This is a genomic window from Streptomyces sp. NPDC059743, assembly GCF_042732975.1.
GTDB lineage: Bacteria > Actinomycetota > Actinomycetes > Streptomycetales > Streptomycetaceae > Streptomyces.
On the sequence record NZ_JBHWGS010000017.1, the window covers coordinates 31,410 to 46,414 of the forward strand.

At 69.4% G+C, this 15,005-nt stretch carries 16 protein-coding genes and 1 pseudogene; 11 read left to right on the plus strand and 6 right to left on the minus strand.

The window, feature by feature from the left end; genetic code table 11:
- The first annotated feature begins 59 nt into the window (after window positions 1–59).
- Window positions 60–1,391 (plus strand): amidohydrolase, encoded by a 1,332-nt coding sequence (locus ACFV6H_RS27925; RefSeq protein WP_385547321.1) that lies wholly within the window; start codon window positions 60–62, stop codon window positions 1,389–1,391.
- Here ACFV6H_RS27925 and ACFV6H_RS27930 read toward each other — a convergent pair.
- A complete protein-coding gene (locus tag ACFV6H_RS27930; protein WP_385547717.1) occupies window positions 1,327–2,688 on the minus strand; it encodes a M20/M25/M40 family metallo-hydrolase in 1,362 nt (453 codons plus the stop codon). The genes ACFV6H_RS27925 and ACFV6H_RS27930 overlap by 65 nt on opposite strands.
- Before the next feature lie 124 nt (window positions 2,689–2,812).
- Here ACFV6H_RS27930 and ACFV6H_RS27935 point away from each other — a divergent pair, with 124 nt between their 5' ends.
- From ACFV6H_RS27935 to ACFV6H_RS27955, 5 genes and pseudogenes are all read left to right on the plus strand, one after another.
- The gene (locus ACFV6H_RS27935; protein WP_385547324.1) at window positions 2,813–2,992 is read left to right on the plus strand and encodes a hypothetical protein; all 180 of its coding nucleotides are present in this window, start codon (window positions 2,813–2,815) and stop codon (window positions 2,990–2,992) included.
- A gap of 131 nt (window positions 2,993–3,123) precedes the next feature.
- A pseudogene (locus tag ACFV6H_RS27940) lies at window positions 3,124–3,339 on the plus strand (MFS transporter); the annotation flags it as partial.
- A 165-nt stretch (window positions 3,340–3,504) separates the two neighbouring features.
- Window positions 3,505–4,587 carry an MFS transporter gene (locus ACFV6H_RS27945; protein ID WP_385547327.1) on the plus strand — a complete coding sequence of 361 codons (1,083 nt, stop codon included), beginning with the start codon at window positions 3,505–3,507 and terminating at the stop codon, window positions 4,585–4,587.
- A 13-nt stretch (window positions 4,588–4,600) separates the two neighbouring features.
- Window positions 4,601–4,843, plus strand: a complete 243-nt coding sequence (locus tag ACFV6H_RS27950; protein WP_385547330.1) for a hypothetical protein — start codon at window positions 4,601–4,603, stop codon at window positions 4,841–4,843.
- A complete protein-coding gene (locus ACFV6H_RS27955; RefSeq protein ID WP_093589039.1) occupies window positions 4,843–5,220 on the plus strand; it encodes a toxin Doc in 378 nt (125 codons plus the stop codon). The genes ACFV6H_RS27950 and ACFV6H_RS27955 overlap by 1 nt, the downstream gene beginning before the upstream one ends.
- Window positions 5,221–5,268: 48 nt before the next feature.
- Here the strand turns inward: ACFV6H_RS27955 and ACFV6H_RS27960 are convergent, their stop codons facing one another.
- Complete coding sequence (locus ACFV6H_RS27960; RefSeq protein ID WP_385547333.1) at window positions 5,269–7,404, minus strand: alpha-galactosidase; 2,136 nt, start codon at window positions 7,402–7,404, stop codon at window positions 5,269–5,271.
- A gap of 178 nt (window positions 7,405–7,582) precedes the next feature.
- Here ACFV6H_RS27960 and ACFV6H_RS27965 point away from each other — a divergent pair, with 178 nt between their 5' ends.
- From ACFV6H_RS27965 to ACFV6H_RS27980, 4 genes are read left to right on the plus strand one after another with little or no spacing between them, the layout of a single operon-like run.
- Complete coding sequence (locus tag ACFV6H_RS27965; protein ID WP_093589043.1) at window positions 7,583–8,758, plus strand: ROK family transcriptional regulator; 1,176 nt, start codon at window positions 7,583–7,585, stop codon at window positions 8,756–8,758.
- Between the two features lie 8 nt (window positions 8,759–8,766).
- Window positions 8,767–10,077 carry an ABC transporter substrate-binding protein gene (locus ACFV6H_RS27970; RefSeq protein ID WP_385547337.1) on the plus strand — a complete coding sequence of 437 codons (1,311 nt, stop codon included), beginning with the start codon at window positions 8,767–8,769 and terminating at the stop codon, window positions 10,075–10,077.
- A 22-nt stretch (window positions 10,078–10,099) separates the two neighbouring features.
- Window positions 10,100–11,050 (plus strand): carbohydrate ABC transporter permease, encoded by a 951-nt coding sequence (locus ACFV6H_RS27975; RefSeq protein WP_385547340.1) that lies wholly within the window; start codon window positions 10,100–10,102, stop codon window positions 11,048–11,050.
- Window positions 11,047–11,478 (plus strand): hypothetical protein, encoded by a 432-nt coding sequence (locus ACFV6H_RS27980; RefSeq protein WP_385547343.1) that lies wholly within the window; start codon window positions 11,047–11,049, stop codon window positions 11,476–11,478. Before ACFV6H_RS27975 ends, ACFV6H_RS27980 begins: the two co-directional genes overlap by 4 nt.
- A gap of 331 nt (window positions 11,479–11,809) precedes the next feature.
- Here the strand turns inward: ACFV6H_RS27980 and ACFV6H_RS27985 are convergent, their stop codons facing one another.
- Genes ACFV6H_RS27985 through ACFV6H_RS28000 form a run of 4 tightly spaced genes read right to left on the minus strand, consistent with a single transcriptional unit; the run spans window position 11,810 to window position 14,216 of the window.
- The gene (locus ACFV6H_RS27985) at window positions 11,810–12,337 is read right to left on the minus strand and encodes a GNAT family N-acetyltransferase (RefSeq protein WP_385547346.1); all 528 of its coding nucleotides are present in this window, start codon (window positions 12,335–12,337) and stop codon (window positions 11,810–11,812) included.
- On the minus strand, window positions 12,334–12,621 hold the full coding sequence (locus ACFV6H_RS27990; RefSeq protein WP_385547349.1) for a 2-dehydropantoate 2-reductase N-terminal domain-containing protein: 288 nt from the start codon (window positions 12,619–12,621) through the stop codon (window positions 12,334–12,336). The genes ACFV6H_RS27985 and ACFV6H_RS27990 overlap by 4 nt, the downstream gene beginning before the upstream one ends.
- Window positions 12,622–12,645: 24 nt before the next feature.
- Window positions 12,646–13,584: an MFS transporter gene (locus ACFV6H_RS27995; RefSeq protein WP_385547720.1), complete on the minus strand. Its 939-nt coding sequence runs from the start codon at window positions 13,582–13,584 to the stop codon at window positions 12,646–12,648.
- Window positions 13,488–14,216, minus strand: coding sequence for an MFS transporter (locus tag ACFV6H_RS28000; protein ID WP_385547352.1), 729 nt, complete (start codon window positions 14,214–14,216; stop codon window positions 13,488–13,490). Before ACFV6H_RS28000 ends, ACFV6H_RS27995 begins: the two co-directional genes overlap by 97 nt.
- A 77-nt stretch (window positions 14,217–14,293) precedes the next feature.
- On the opposite strand from ACFV6H_RS28000, the gene ACFV6H_RS28005 reads away from it, so the two are divergent.
- Entirely contained in the window at window positions 14,294–14,932 is a 639-nt protein-coding gene (locus tag ACFV6H_RS28005; protein ID WP_385547355.1) for a winged helix-turn-helix transcriptional regulator, read from the plus strand.
- Window positions 14,933–15,005: the final 73 nt, after the last annotated feature.

Sequence of the window (15,005 nt, forward strand, 5' to 3'; positions counted from 1 at the left end):
CTTCCACTGACCACTTGTGTCAGCGGTCTGTACGTGGCGGGCCCGGCCCGTGCCGCACCATGGACCGGGTGAGCCCTGCCGCGTACTCCGGAGAGAACATTCCCGTCCTGGACGGGCTGACCGAGGTCCTGCGCCCGGCGGTCGCCCTCTATCTGGATCTGCACCGCCATCCCGAACTCTCCGGCGAGGAACGGCGGACCGCCGCCGCGCTGGGGGAGTGGCTGCGGGAGGCGGGCTACGAGGTGACGGAGGGCATCGGCGGCCATGGCGTCGTCGGAGTCCTGCGCAACGGGGACGGACCGCGCGTCATGATCCGCGCCGAACTCGACGCCCTGCCCATGACGGAGCGCACCGGTCTGCCCTACGCGAGCGAGGGCCCGGTCACCCACGCCTGCGGACACGATCTGCATCTGGCCGCGGTCGCGGGCGCCGCGTCCCTGCTGGCCCGCGCCCGGGAGAACTGGCGCGGCACGGTCGTGGTCGTCGGCCAGCCGGCCGAGGAGACGCTCGCGGGAGCGCGGGCCATGCTGGAGGACGGGCTGTACGAGCGCTTCGGGCGGCCCGACACCGTACTCGCCCAGCACACGGCGCCACTGCTCGGCGGAATGGTTGCCCATGGTTACGGTCCGATGCTGGCGGGGAGTGCCGGCTTCGAGGCCGTCATCCACGGCCGTGCCGGACACGCGGGCACTCCGCACCTCGCGGTCGATCCGGTGCTCACCGGCGCCGCCGCCGTGCTGCGGCTCCAGGGCGCGGTGTCCCGGGAGTCCGCGCCGACCGAGCAAGTGGCCCTGAACGTCGGGTCGTTCCACTCGGGCACCGCCGGCAATCTGGTCCCTGAACGGGCGAGCCTCGGTATCACCGTGCGGGCCCTGTCCGAGCGCGCGCTCGACCGGATGACCGGCTCGGTGGAACGGATCATCCGGGCCGAGTGCGCCGCGTCCGGCTGTCCCCGGGAGCCGGAGATCACGGTCGTCTCCCGGTCGCCCGTCACTCATCCCGATCCGGCGGCCACGGCGGCCGTGCGCCGGGCCCATGTGGAGCTGTACGGGCCCGAGCGCGTGGCGGTCTGGCCACCGGCCATGGCCACGGAGGACTTTCCGCTCTACGGGGACGCGGGAGCGTCCGTGCACGGGATGACAGGGATCGCGCTGTCCTACTGGATGCTCGGGACGGTCGGCCCGAAGACCTGGGCCAGGACGCCCGGCACGGCCGAGGAGAAGCTCGTGGCTCTGCCGCCGAACCACTCGCCGGAGTTCGCCCCGGACGTCCGCACCGCCCTGCCCACCGGTATCACCGCGATGACGGCGGCGGCCCTGGTATGGCTCAGGACCGACAGGAGCCGTGCGGAGACCGGTGCCGCAGCCGCCACAGGAACAGCGCCTCGGTGACCGACATCCGTTCCAGCTCACGCGGGTCCAGACTCTCGTTCACCGTGTGGACCCGCGCCTCCGGCTCGCCGAGCCCGATCAGCAGGATCTCGGCCCGAGGAGAGAGATCCGCCAGGGCGTCGCGGAGCGGGATCGAACCACCGAGGCCCGCCACCCGCATCTCCTGCCCGTACACCAGCCGCATGGCCTCCGCCATCGCCCGGTAGGCCGGTGTCGTGGTGTCGGCGCTGAACGGCCGCTCCTGTCCGACGATCTCCACCCGCACCCGCGCGCCCCAGGGCGCGTGCGACTCCAGATGGGCGACGAGCAGTTCGGCGGCCCTGCCGGTGTCCGTTCCCGGCGAGGTCCGGAGACTGACCAGCGCCCGCGCGTCCTCCGCGCTGCCCGCCCGTGGACAGTCGAGTCCGATGATGGTCGCCGAAGGCCGGGCCCAGAGCTGGTCGGCGACGGTCCCCGAACCCGGCAGGTCCACGCCGTAGAGCACTTTGGCGTCGCCACGGAACCGCTTGCGCGGATACGGCACACCGCGCCAGCTTCCGGCTCCGTCGAGGCCGTCGACAACGGTGTTGCCCTCGCTGTCGTGCAGAGAGGCGAGCGTACGGATCAGCGCGGCCGTGGCGTCGGGTGTGTCCATGGGGTCTGTCCCGCCGTTGCCGAATGGTCCTGGCCCGGAGTGAATGTCCGCCGACGGTCCGCGCCGTGAGGACTCCACGGTGACACGCGCCAGCACCGTCCCGCGCAGCGAGGCGGTCACGGTCGGCAGCCCGGCCCGTACATTGCCGGCGTCGCCGAAGACCACGGTGTCGGCGGCGAGCAGCTCCGGATGCGCCCGCGCGTACCGCTCCAGACCGCCCGTGCCCTGCTCCTGCGCGCCCTCCACGATCAGTTTGACATTCACCGGCAGCCCGCCACCGGCCCGTAGCGCGCGCAGCGCGAGCAGATGCATGACGATGCCGCCCTTGCAGTCCGCCGCGCCGCGCCCGTACCACCGGCCGTTCTTCCGTACGGTCAGGGCGAAGGGCGGTGTGTGCCAGGCGGATTCGTCCAGTGGCGGCCGGACGTCGTAGTGCGCGTAGAGGAGTACGGTCGGGCTCGCGGGCGGTCCGGGCAGCGAGCCGTACACCGACCGGGTGCCGTCCGAGGTGTCCAGCAGCGCCACGTCCTGGAAGCCTTCGGCGCGCAGAGTTCCGGCCAGCCACTGGGCGGCGGCCTCGCACTCGCTCCTGAGGAGCCGCGCCGGATCGGCCACCGAGCGGAATGCGACCAGTTCGGCCAGTTCGGTGCGGGCCCGGGGCATCAGGGAGGAGACTGAGGCTGCGATCGCACGGTGGGCGGCTTCGACGGACACACACACTCCTTGTGAACGGCCCGCGCGTCAAGGAGAGTTCGGCGCGGCTCACCACAAGTGAACCGTGCCGGCGGTGGATGGCACCGGCGGCGGGCACGGCATTTTTGCGGCGTCTGCCGACAACGGCCGGGCAGGGCGGCCCGTCGGGCGTGAGGATGATCCGCATGTCCGACACCGCGCGCTCCACATGGCCGCGCTGTCCCAGGGCTCCCTGGGCCTGGACGATCTGGAGGCCGTCCTCGCCGGGCTCTGACCTGCGCGACCTCCCGGTCGGACAGGTTCTATTGGCTGGGCAGGGAATTCTCCGCGATCTACAGTGGCCCTCATGCCTTCTCGCCGTGCCGATGCCGATTCCGATGCTCCGTGAGCGCGGCCGAATCCTCTGTGAGCGGTGCGAGGCCCGGTGGACTGCTGCGTCGTCACCGTGACTTCCGGCTGCTGTGGGGCGGCGAGGTCGCGGGCAAGTTCGGCGCGGCCGTCACCGCTGTCGTGATGCCGCTCGCCGCCGTCTCCCTCATGGACGCGAGCACCTTCGCGGTCAGTCTGCTGAGCGCCGCGACCTGGCTGCCCTGGCTGGTCGTCGGACTGCCGGTGGGCGCCTAGGGCCTCTCGTTTGGATCTTGCTGGGCTCGCGTGCCCTGGCACCGCGCCTCGCCGCGTTGTCGTCAGTCGCCTACGCTCCGCGTGGGCTCCCTCCTCCGCCTTGCGATCCACGGCACCAGACCCCGCTCCCTGATCCAGCCAGATCCAAACGAAAGACCCTGGGTGGACCGGCTGCCGCGCCGTCCGATCATGCTGGCGTCCGCCGCCGTCTCGCTCGGCCTCTTCCTCAGCATCCCGCTCACCCACAGGGCCGGTCTGCTCACCTTCGGCTGGCTTCTCGCGGTCTCCCTTCTCGCCGGAGTCGCCGCCGTCTTCTTCCAGACCGCCTACACCGTCTTCCTGCCCTCCATCCTCGATCCCGAGGACCTCCAGGAGGGCAACGCCGCCCTGCACGGCAGCGCGTCCGCCGCGATGATCGCCGGACAGGGCGGCGGCGGTCTTGTCGTCCAACTCGTGGGCGCCGTCAACGGGTTGCTCACCAATGCCGCGACCTTCGCCGTCAGCCTCATCTGTCTCCTCGGGATCCGTCACCGCGAACGGCCCGCCGCCAAGGAGCCCCGTACTCCCGGCGCGCTGGCGCGGGAGGTGGGCCAAGGGCTGGTGCTCGTCGCCCGCGATCCCTGGTTCCGCGCGCTGACGCTGTACAGCGCCGCCTCGAATGTCGCTCTCATGGGCTACCAGTCCATCGTGGTGGTCTTCCTGGTCAAGGACATCCAGCTCGCCTCGGGTGTCGTCGGCGCCCTTATCGCCGTCTCCAACGCCGGCGGCATCATCGGAGCGCTCATATCCAGGAAGGTCGCCGACCGGATCGGCACGGCGCGCGCCCTGCTCGTCTTCGGCCTGTGGCAGCCCATGCTCGCCTTGCTCATTCCTCTGACCTTCGCGGGCCCGGGTCTGCTGTTCTACGCCGTCGGCGGCTTCTGCGTCTCCGCCGCGGTCGTCGCGGAGAACGTCATCAAGTCGGGCTTCCAGCAGCGCTACTGCCCGCCCGAACTGCTCGGCCGGCTCTCGGCCAGCTCGTACTTCCTCAGCTACGGCGCGCTGCCGCTGGGCGCGCTGCTCGGCGGAGTGCTCGGCACCACACTCGGCGTCCGCCCGGCCATCTGGCTCCTGACCGCGGGCGTGCCGCTGGCCGGGCTCATCCTGCTCGCCTCGCCCGTACGCGGCCGTCGCGATCTCCCCGTCGCGCCGCCGACCGGCGCGGACCGGTGTGACCTGGGCACTTCCCTGAACGGTACCGGTTAGGTACCGTAGGTCCATGCCATCTCTCAACATCAGCTTCACCGAGGACGAGCTGGAGGCGGTGCGCGCCTCGGCGGCAGCCGAGGGCAAGTCGCTCAAGCAGTACGTCCATGATCTGCCTCTGCGTGAGCAGCAGCGGATCCAGTTCGTCCGTTACGCGGTCACCTGGGGCGAGCGGCACAGGTCCGAGTTCGACGAGGCCTTCGCCAATGAGATCCCGCCCTCCGGGCACGAAAACCGGCAGGTGGACGCCGCCTGATGCCCGTGCTCCATATCGATGTGGCCTGGCTCCTGGACGTACAGGAACAGGCCGTCCCCGAGGATGTCTCCGTCGCCGACTACTCGGCCCTGGTCGCCGCCGTCGCACGGCACAAGACCCGTATTCCGCGTCCGGCCACCAGCGAACCCGATGTGGCCTGGCGTGCGGCGGCCCTCTTCCACACACTGGTCCGGCTGGAGCCGCTGCCGTATCGCAACAGCCTGTACGCGTGCCAGGTCGTCGCCGCGTATATGCACGCGTCCGGTGAGGGAATCGATCCGCCGTACGGCGCGCTCGTCGAACTGGTGCGCGCCGTCCAGTCGGGCAAGGTGAATGTGTACCAGGCGGCGGAGCACATCCGCGGCTGGCGCATCTGACGCGAGGGCGACGCGCCCGGCCTGGCGCGTCGGACCCCGCGGGAGCCGTCACGGCAGCCGGATCAGATGCACCGCCGTGCTCGACCAGTCGCCCGGCGGCAGGTCGGGCTCGTAGCCGTAGCCGGTCAGGACCGCCGCGGAGTGTACGGCACCGGTACGGGCGTCGCGGTAGCGTGCGGCGGGATCCAGACCGGCCAGCCGGAGCGGGAGGCTCGGCGCGCCATGGCGAGGAGCGCGCCGCCAGACCAGCAGCAGCGCCTCGCTCGCGTCCCGCGCGGTGTACTGCACCGCGGCCGGCCCGTCGTCCACGGGACCGCGCGGCCGGTGCAGTGTGCCGTGCTGTACGAGATGGCGTACGCGTTTGTACTGCGCCACCAGCTCCGCGCCCTCCGCCAGCTCACCGTCCGACCAGCGGTTGAGATCACCGCCGACGCCCAGCACTCCGGCCATCGCCACATGGAAGCGGAAGCGCAGAGGCACCGAGCGGCCGGTGAGCTGGTTCGGCACATCGGTCACCCATGCCGCCATGGTCCGCGCCGGATAGAGCTGTCCGTAGCCGTGCTGGATCAGGACACGGTCCGCGGCGTCCGTGTTGTCCGAGGTCCACGCCTGGTCGGTACGGGACAGAATGCCCAGATCCACCCGGCCGCCGCCACCGCTGCACGACTCGATCCGCAGCCCGGGATGGTCGGCGCGCAGGCGGTCGAGCACTCCATAGAGGTTGCGCACATATGCCGTCCCCACATGGTCGGCGCCGTCCGCCTGATCCGGCCAGCCCGCCTCACTGAAGGCGCGGTTCATGTCCCACTTCAGGAAGTCGATGTCATGGGCGCCGACCAGCTCGGTCAGCCAGCCGTACGCCCAGTCCGCGACATCGCGGCGGGCGAAGTTGAGAACGAGCTGACTGCGCAGCTCGGTGCGGTCGCGGTGCGGGAAGTGCAGTACCCACTCCGGATGCGCACGGTAGAGATCGCTGTCCGGATTGACCATCTCGGGCTCCACCCACAGCCCGAACCGCATCCCGAGCCGGTGCACCTCCTTCACCAGAGGTGTGAGCCCGGCCGGGAAGCGGTCGGCGGACGGAGTCCAGTCGCCGAGCCCGGCCCGCTCGCTGCGCCGCGCGCCGAACCAGCCGTCGTCCATGACGTACAGCTCCACGCCGAGCGCCGCCGCACGGGCCGCGAGCGCCCGCTGACCGGCCTCGTAGACATCGAATCCGGTCGCCTCCCACGAGTTGTAGAGCACCGGCCGGATCTCGTCGGGATACGGCAGCACATGGGCCAGGGTGTACGCGTGCCAGGCCCGGCTCGTCGCACCGAAGCCGCCGTCGGTGTAGAGACCGGCGTGCACCGGAGTGGTGAACTCCGCACCGGGGCCGAGCGGCAGGACCGTACCGTCCTGGCCCGCGCCGCCGGTGAACCCGGCCCGTCCGTCGGGCGTGCGCTGTGCGGTGATACGCCAACTGCCGCTCCAGGCCAGGGCCGCGCTCCACACCTGCCCGCGCTCCTCGGTCGCGTCACCGGCGTCCACCATCACCCAGGGATTGGCGTGATGGCTGGTGATCCCACGTCTGCTGGTGAGCACGGTCTCGCCGAACGGCAGCCGCTCCCTGCGTAGTTGGGTCTCGGCGGACCACTGGCCCGTGACATGGCTCAGCCAGTAGTCCTCTCTGGCCGGAAGACTCCACGCGGCGGAGTCGGCGCGCGGCAGCGACACCGGGCTGTCGCCGGTGTTGCGCAGCACGGTCCAGCGTTCGATCACATCGCTGTCGTCATGGACGCGGTAGTGGAGCGTGACCTCCAGGGGATAGTGCCGATCCCTGAACTCCAGGGCCAGTTCGGCCGATCCCGAGGCCGATCCGGAGGCCGGCTCTTCGGTACGGTGCCCGGTCGGCAGCCACTCGAAGGCACGCGTGCCGTCGGCGAACCGCACCTGGAGCGACGGCGGGCCGAACCGGGCTCCGCCGTCGACGGGCAACTCCTCGCCGACAGGCGGCCGTCCCTCGAAACTGCTGGCCGCAGGCGCCGGAGGAAGGGCCAGTTCGCCTGCCTCCTCAAGCGTCAGCCGCGGTCCCCACGCGAGATGACAGGGCGCTCCCGACGCGTCGATCCGCAGCGCGTACGAGGTGCGCGGAGTGGAGAGCAGCCAGACCCCGGTGTCCGGGGCGAAGGAGATCACAGGCATGGATCCTCACGTTCGGGTAGCGCCACGAGAGCAGTCCGCAGCCAACTCTCCCTTCGATCACCTGTCAATACCCAAGAGTGGTCTCGTAATTGCATGATCTGGATCCTTCCAGTTGGCACTTCGAAAGGAGCTTGCTTCTTTCATTGACAGCGGAAAAGAACCCACCTACGTTTCGGCCATGCGCTCGACCTCTCGCACCGAGGCGGTTCCGGTACCGACGCCGGCCGCCTCCCTCGTCTTCACCACCGTGCTGTCCCACGGCCCGCTCACCCGGATCGAGATAGCCCGGCGTACCGCCCTCTCCTCGGCCGCGGTCACCAAGGCGGTACGTCCGCTGATGGAGGCCGGCTATCTGGTCGAGGGCGTGGACGAGGAGGCACGGCCTGCCCTCGGACGTCCCGCCAACCCACTGCGGGTGGACGGCGGCAGGGCCCTGTTCATCGGCGTCAAGGTGACCGGTGACGAGATCATCGCGGTCCTCGCGGACCTCTGCTGCCGTATCCGGGTGGCCCGGCATCTGCCGCTGACCGCCCGCGATCCGGGCGCCGTACTCGCCTCGATCGCCGGACTCGTCCAGGAACTCCTCACCGAGGCCGACGGATTCGGCGTGGAGGTACGCGGTCTCGGCCTCGCGGTCTCCGGTGATGTGGACCGGGCAGCCGGTGTGGTGCGCTACTCGCCGTTCCTGGAGTGGCGGGACGTGCCGCTCGCGGAACTGGCCGGAGCGGTGACGGGCCTGCCGGTCACCGTCGACAACGACGTACGCGCGCTGACCGTCGCCGAGCAGTGGTTCGGGGCCGGAGCCGGCATCTCCGACTTCGCGCTGGTGACCGTGGGCGCGGGCATCGGCTGCGGGCTCGTGGTGCATGGCCGGGTGGTCTCCGGCGCGCACGGGGTCGCCGGTGAGATCGGCCATCTCTCCATCGATCCGCTGGGTCCGCCGTGCCACTGCGGCAACACCGGCTGTGTGGAGGCGATCGCCGGCGATTCGGCCATCATCCGGGCGGTCAGGGAGGTGACCGGTCTGCCGGTCACCGGCTCGGAACAGGCCCTCGACCTCGCCCACCGCGGCGATCCCGGCGCCAGAGAGGTCTACGCGCGGGCCGGTGAGGCCATCGGCCGGGCCATCGGGGCCGTCGTCAATGTACTCGGACCACGACGGGTCATCATCTCCGGCGAGGGCCTGGCCGCGTACGACCTCTTCGCCGAGCACATCCGTGACGCGTTCACCGCGTCCGCCTTCGGAACCGCCGCGCAGTGCGACGTGATGACACGTCCGCTGCCCTTCGAGGAGTGGGCGCGCGGGGCCGCGGCCACCGCCATCCAGTCCTTCATCGGAACAGACACGCAATAGGAGTAGCGATGACGCTGAGCCGCACCCTCTCGCCCGCCAGTGGGCCCGGCCGCCGCGGTGTGGTCCGCGGCGCCCTCGGAATCGGTGCCGCGGCGCTTGCCGCGCCCGTACTGACCGCCTGCGGCGGCGGGCCCTCGTCCGATCCGAAGACGGTGACCTTCGGCTCCAACGGGGCCGACGCCACGCCCAAGTCCGCCTACGCGGCCGTCACCAGCGCCTTCACCAAGGACAGCGGCCTCACGGTCAAGACGAACACCGTCGACCACGACACCTTCCAGAAGAGCATCTCCACCTATCTCCAGGGCACTCCGGACGATGTCTTCACCTGGTTCGCCGGCTACCGCATGCAGTACTTCGCCAAGAAGGGCCTCGCCCATCCCGTCGACGACGTGTGGGAGAAGATAGGCTCCGGCTTCAGCGACGCCGCCAAGCAGCTCTCCCGGGGGCTGGACGGGAAGTACTACTTCGTCCCGCTCTACAACTACCCATGGGCCGTCTTCTACCGCAAGAGCGTGTTCCAGGAACGCGGATACGAGACGCCGCGCACCTGGAGCGAGTTCACCGCGCTCGCCAAGCGGATGAAGAAGGACGGTCTCTCGCCCATCGCGTCCGGCTACGGCGGCGGCGACAGCTGGTCCATCCTCGGCGCCTTCGATTATCTGAACCTCCGCGCCAACGGCTACGACTTCCATATGTCGCTGATGCGCGGCGAGGTCTCCTGGACCGACCGGCGCACCGTCAGAGCGCTCGACCTCTGGCGTGAGCTGAGCCCGTACTACCAGCAGGGCGCCGGTGGCCGCTCCTGGCAGGACGCCGCACAGTCCCTGCTCGACAAGAAGTCCGGCATGGCCGTCATCGGACTCTTCCTGGGCCAGCAGATCACCGACGACAAGCTCCGCGAGGACATCGACTTCTTCGCCTTCCCGGAGATCGACCCGTCCTTCGGCCAGGACACCGTCGAGGCACCGACCGACGGCTTCATGCTCAGCCGCCGGCCGAAGAATCCGGACGGTGCGGGCCGGCTGCTGGAGTTCCTCGGCAGCGCCGAGGCCGAGAATCTCTACATGGGCGTCGATCCGAGCAATGTCGCCGTCAACTCCCGGGCCGACACCGGCTCGTACAACGCGCTCCAGCAGAAGTCCGCCCAACTCATCGCCTCTGCCAAGCACATCACCCAGTTCGGCGACCGCGACAGCGATCCGGGCTTCATCTCCACCGTCGTACTGCCGGGACTGACCCAGTGGCTGGGCCACCCCGACGACGGCTCGGCCATGCTGAAGAAGATCGAGTCCCAGCGCTCGCGCTTCTTCACGGCCTGACCAGGACCCGGGAAGGTTCCACATGTCCTCCGTGCGCCCAGCGCCGCCCTCCCCGTCGCGCGACCGGTCCGGGCCCCGTCCGCGCCGGCTCGGCACCGGTGACCGTCTCTTCCTCACGGTCATCATCGGGATTCCGCTCGTCGCCCTGCTGGTCTTCGTCTGGCTGCCGGCCCTCGCCTCCCTCGGACTCTCCTTCACGAGCTGGGACGGCATCGCCCTGTCCGACATCCACTGGACCGGGCTGGGCAACTACCAGGAGATCCTCACCAATTACCCGCCGTTCTGGCCGGCGGTCCAGCACAATGTCGTCTGGCTGCTCTTCACAGCCCTGCTGCCGACTCCGTTCGGTATCTTCCTGGCCTACCAGCTCGACCGGAAGATCCGCTTCACCCGGATCTACCAGACCGCGATCTTTCTGCCCATGGTGCTCTCGCTGGCCGTGGTCGGCTTCATCTGGGAGATCATCTACAACCCGGACAACGGACTGCTCAACGGCGTCCTCAACGGGGTGGCGCCCGGTCATCACATCGACTGGCTGGGCGACCCGGACCTCAATCTCTGGGCCGTGCTCGTCGCCTCCGCCTGGCGGCACACCGGCTACATCATGATCCTCTATCTGGCCGGGCTGAAGGGCTTCGATCCCGCGCTCAAGGAAGCCGCCGCGCTCGACGGTGCCAATGAACGACAGACCTTTCTGCGTGTCGTCTTTCCCGCACTCAAGCCCGTCAACATCATCATCCTGGTCGTCACCGTCATGGAGTCGCTGCGGGCCTTCGACATCGTCTATGTACTCGGCGGAGGAATCGGCAGCAAGCCCGGTATGGAGCTGCTCTCCCTGCTGATCACCGACAACATCATCGGCGAGTCCAGCCATATCGGTTACGGCTCGGCCCTCGCGGTCGTCCTGCTGCTCGTCTCGCTGGCCGCCATCGGGACCTTCCTCTTCCAGAACTTCCGCAAGGAGGACCAGTGACCGCGACCGCCACACCGCCGGCCGCCGGCTCACGGACCCGCCGTACGCCACCGTCGGACGACGGTCCTTCCCGCCCCAAGCGCCAGACCGGCCGGCATCTGCTCCTCGGCGGGATCGCCCTGCTCTGGCTGGTGCCGCTGCTCTGGGCCGTCTACACCTCGCTGCGGCCGTACGAGGACACCAGCAGGAACGGTTATCTCTCCTGGCCGCGCGCGCTGAGCTTCGAGAACTTCTCGGACGCCTGGAACCAGTCCGGGATGCCGCACTTCTTCTGGAACTCCGTTCTCATCACGGTTCCGGCGGTCCTCGGCACGCTTCTCTTCTCCGCCGCGGTCGCCTTCTTCGTCACACGCTATGCTGACTTTACTGACGGGGCATCATTTTCACATTCGGAGCCACGGGGAGCTGTTCGAGGACGACCTGCGTGACATAGCCGGCCATCCCCCTGGAACTGCACGGAGCATCAGAGGTTCGCCCGCAGGCGCTCGGCCGACTGCCGTCCCCGGGCCCGCAGGCGTCGGTATGTCGCTTATCTCCCGTGCTGTTGCCGGGGCCCAGTGCCTGCGGAAGCGCTGCTTGCGGCCGGCCGGGCCCCTCGTTGTCCCCAGGACTCCCATGATCGCCAGCTGGACCTCTGACGGGGACTGCGAGGCGCGCGGTCTGGCTGCTCGCATCGTGACCATTGATCTGCGGAAGGGTCGCGAATCCTTCTCGTGTGATTTGGAAGGAAGGGGGAGCGAGCTTGCGTATCTGGGCAGGTCAGCTCAGGGGTAGCTCTGCAAGCATCACGGCGTAGACCGGAGAGCCCGGGAAGGGACGACGCTCCCCGATCTTCTGGAAACCCCAGGACTCGTACCGGGCCTGGACACGGGGGTGTTCGACGTCCACCAGGAGGACGGCGAGGTCCTCTTTCTGGCACTCCAGGAGGGTGCGGGACAGGAGTTCCATTACATCCTGCTTGCGCCACTTCGTGCTGACGGCCAGTTCGGGGTAGGAGAACGTCCGGGTCTTCTCCGGCACGGGATCGAGGTGCTCGCGCCACCACTCGCGGTGGGGGGCCGCAGGAGCCCCGCACGCGAATCCCACTGCCTCCTCACCGTGGTAGGCGATCACGCAGGAGTACTCCGGGTTGCCGCCCCAGTGGTCGACGAACCAGGGGAACTTCTTCTTGAACTCGGCCTCCCAGTCGTCGCCTTGTGCCTCGTCGTGCACCTCGATGATGGTCTGTCGGATCTGCGGCAGGTCCTCGTGCGTGAAGTGGCGGAGGTCCAGCTCGGCGGCGCTCACAGTCGGCTCCATTCGGATCGGTAGCGGTCTCCCCACTCTCGGGCGACGCCCATGTCTGGTGCAAGGGTGGTCACCAGGTCGTACGGCTCCGTCAGGGTGTCGGCGGTCACCGGTGTCGCCCCGACGACCTCCGACCGGTCGCCGTCGAGGATGCGCAGGCCCCGCTCCTGGAGCTGTCCGGCCCGGCGGGGGCGTACCAGGAAGTCCGCCTCCCGCCCGGCCTGGAGCAGCCGGGCTCCGACAAAGCCACCGACGGCGCCGGCACCGACCACCAATGTTTTCATGGTTCTCTCCTTAGCTGGTCACGCCTACATGGTTGTTCCTGATCCGCCGGGACGCGCGTCGGCGTCGGGTCGGCCGGGGAACTCCCCCTGATGCTGTGGGGGGTGGGCGGGCAGGAAGACTCCGGCGAGGAGTGCGCCGGCGACGGCGACGAGGCATCCGATGGTCAGGCCGTGGTCGAAGGCTGTGGTGGCGGCCTGGCGTACGTCTTCGCCCAGGGCGCTCTGGCCGTGGGCGGCGAGCTGGCTGGAGACGCCGAACGCGGCTCCGACGGACTGGTGGGCCACGTCGGTGAGTCCGGAGGGCAGTGACGCGGGGAGGGTGGTGTTGAGCCGTGAGTCGTACTGGGTGGCGTAGACGCTCCCGATGACGGCGCCGCCGAGGAGGCGGGTGGAGTCGTTGACGGCGGAGCCGACGCCGGCCTGGTCTCCCGCGACGGCGTCCATGATCGATTCGGTGGCGGGCGCGGAGGTCAGGCCCATGCCCAGGCCGAAGACGACCATCTGGGCGGCGATGATCCCGTAGCTGAGGGTCGGGGAGATGTCACTGACGACCCAGAAGTAGAAGGCGGCCTGGAGGGCGAGCCCGGTCGTGACGATCACTTTGGTGCCGACGCGGACCGCCAGCCGCGTTCCGAAGGTCGATCCGATGGCGACGGCGGCCGCGACGGGCAGCAGGTGGACGCCGGTGGACAGGGGGCTGTAGGAGCGGATGAACTGGAAGTACTGGGTGATGAGGAAGATGAACCCGAACAGGGTGAAGAACGAGATCGTGACCGAGACGCTGGCGGCGCTGAACCGCATGTCCTTGAAAAGCCGCACATCGAGCATGGGCTGCGTGACATGGCGCTCGCCCAGGATGAACACGATCAGGAGCGCCACGGACCCGGCGAAGCCGGCGAGGGTGGCCGTGGAGGTCCAGCCGCGGTTCGGGGCCTCGATGATGGTGTAGACGAGCAGCCCCATGAAGCCGGCGGACAGGACGAGGCCCACGTAGTCCAGGCGGTGCGCGACCTGGCTCCTCGACCTGGGGACGTACAGCGCCACCAGGATGATGACGGGATGATGACGGCCAGGGACACCGGGCCGAGGGTGTAGAAGATGCTTCCCCAGCTGTAGCGCTCCAGGAGGAAGCCGCCCACGATCGGCCCGAGCGTGATGGCGACGCCCGCGGTGGCGCCCCACAGGCCGATGGACAGCGCCCGTTCCTTGCGGGTCGTGAAGACGTCGGTGAGCAGCGCGAGGGTGGCCGGGAAGGTCATCGCGGCGCCCAGTCCCATCACCGCGCGGGCCGCGATCAGCTCCTCCGGGGAGGTGGAGTATCCGCCGACGAAGCTGGCCACCCCGAACACCAGCAGACCGGCCATGAGCATGCCCCTGCGGCCGAAGCGGTCCGACAGGCTCCCCGACGTCAGCAGCAGGGCGGCGAACACGAGGTTGTAGGCGTCCACGACCCATTGCAGCTGCGAGTCGGTGGCACCCAGCTCGCGCGTGAGGGTCGGCAGCGCCACGTTGACCAGGGTCGTGTCGAGGTTGATCACGAACGCGGCGAGGAGGAGCGCGACGAGCACGAGCGGTTTGGACGGCGTACGAGGCATGCGTCAAAACTACAGTGGACGGTTTATTTTTTAGATCACCAACTTTAGGTTCTGCCGTCCTGGCGTACGCTTTGTGCATGCGGAGTTATGGTCAGTACTGCTCGATAGCCCGGGGTCTCGATGTCATCGGGGATCGCTGGACGCTGCTGATCGTCCGGGAACTGCTGCTGCGGGGCCCGAGCCGGTTCACGGACGTCAAGAACGGCCTGCCGGGTATCGCGACGAACCTGTTGTCGACGCGTCTGAAGGAACTCGAGGCGGCCGGGCTGATCACACGCGAGGACGCGCCGCCGCCCGTCGCCACCGCCCTGTACGACCTCAGCGAGACGGGTCTGGCACTTCAGCCGGTCCTCAGGGAGATCGGGCTGTGGGGGCTGCGGTTCATGACCGACGAGCGGGCCGACGACGCGTTCCAGGCGCAGTGGCTGGCCTATGCCCCCGCGTGGTTCACCACCGACGCGGACCCCGACGGGCCGCCCGCGGTCATCCAACTCGTCGCGGACGGCGAACTCGCCGTCATAGAACTACGTGACGGCCGCGTCCACGCCCGCCTCGGCCGCGCCACCGACCCCGACCTCACCCTGGAAGGACCGCCCCGCGCGGTCCTCGGCCTGCTGACCGGCAAGATCGACCTCGGCCTCGCCACCCAACTGGGCCTGTCCGCCACCGGCCACCGCGACCTGCTCACCCGCCTGCGCCCGGTCGGGCAGGACTGACCCGGCGCAGGCCCGGTGCCGTACACGCGGCTGAGAGTCGGTCGGGTCGCTCGGCCATGACAACCACGCCCGG

Coding starts and splice junctions, on each gene's coding strand:
- ACFV6H_RS27965 (WP_093589043.1), top strand. CDS start 7,583: ATGCGCTCGACCTCTCGCACCGAGGCGGTTCCGGTACCGACGCCGGCC.
- ACFV6H_RS27930 (WP_385547717.1), bottom strand. CDS start 2,688: ATGCCCCGGGCCCGCACCGAACTGGCCGAACTGGTCGCATTCCGCTCG.
- ACFV6H_RS27990 (WP_385547349.1), bottom strand. CDS start 12,621: ATGAAAACATTGGTGGTCGGTGCCGGCGCCGTCGGTGGCTTTGTCGGA.
- ACFV6H_RS27970 (WP_385547337.1), top strand. CDS start 8,767: ATGACGCTGAGCCGCACCCTCTCGCCCGCCAGTGGGCCCGGCCGCCGC.
- ACFV6H_RS27975 (WP_385547340.1), top strand. CDS start 10,100: ATGTCCTCCGTGCGCCCAGCGCCGCCCTCCCCGTCGCGCGACCGGTCC.
- ACFV6H_RS27995 (WP_385547720.1), bottom strand. CDS start 13,584: ATGGGGCTGCTCGTCTACACCATCATCGAGGCCCCGAACCGCGGCTGG.
- ACFV6H_RS27960 (WP_385547333.1), bottom strand. CDS start 7,404: ATGCCTGTGATCTCCTTCGCCCCGGACACCGGGGTCTGGCTGCTCTCC.
- ACFV6H_RS27955 (WP_093589039.1), top strand. CDS start 4,843: ATGCCCGTGCTCCATATCGATGTGGCCTGGCTCCTGGACGTACAGGAA.
- ACFV6H_RS28000 (WP_385547352.1), bottom strand. CDS start 14,216: ATGCCTCGTACGCCGTCCAAACCGCTCGTGCTCGTCGCGCTCCTCCTC.
- ACFV6H_RS27925 (WP_385547321.1), top strand. CDS start 60: ATGGACCGGGTGAGCCCTGCCGCGTACTCCGGAGAGAACATTCCCGTC.
- ACFV6H_RS28005 (WP_385547355.1), top strand. CDS start 14,294: ATGCGGAGTTATGGTCAGTACTGCTCGATAGCCCGGGGTCTCGATGTC.
- ACFV6H_RS27950 (WP_385547330.1), top strand. CDS start 4,601: ATGCCATCTCTCAACATCAGCTTCACCGAGGACGAGCTGGAGGCGGTG.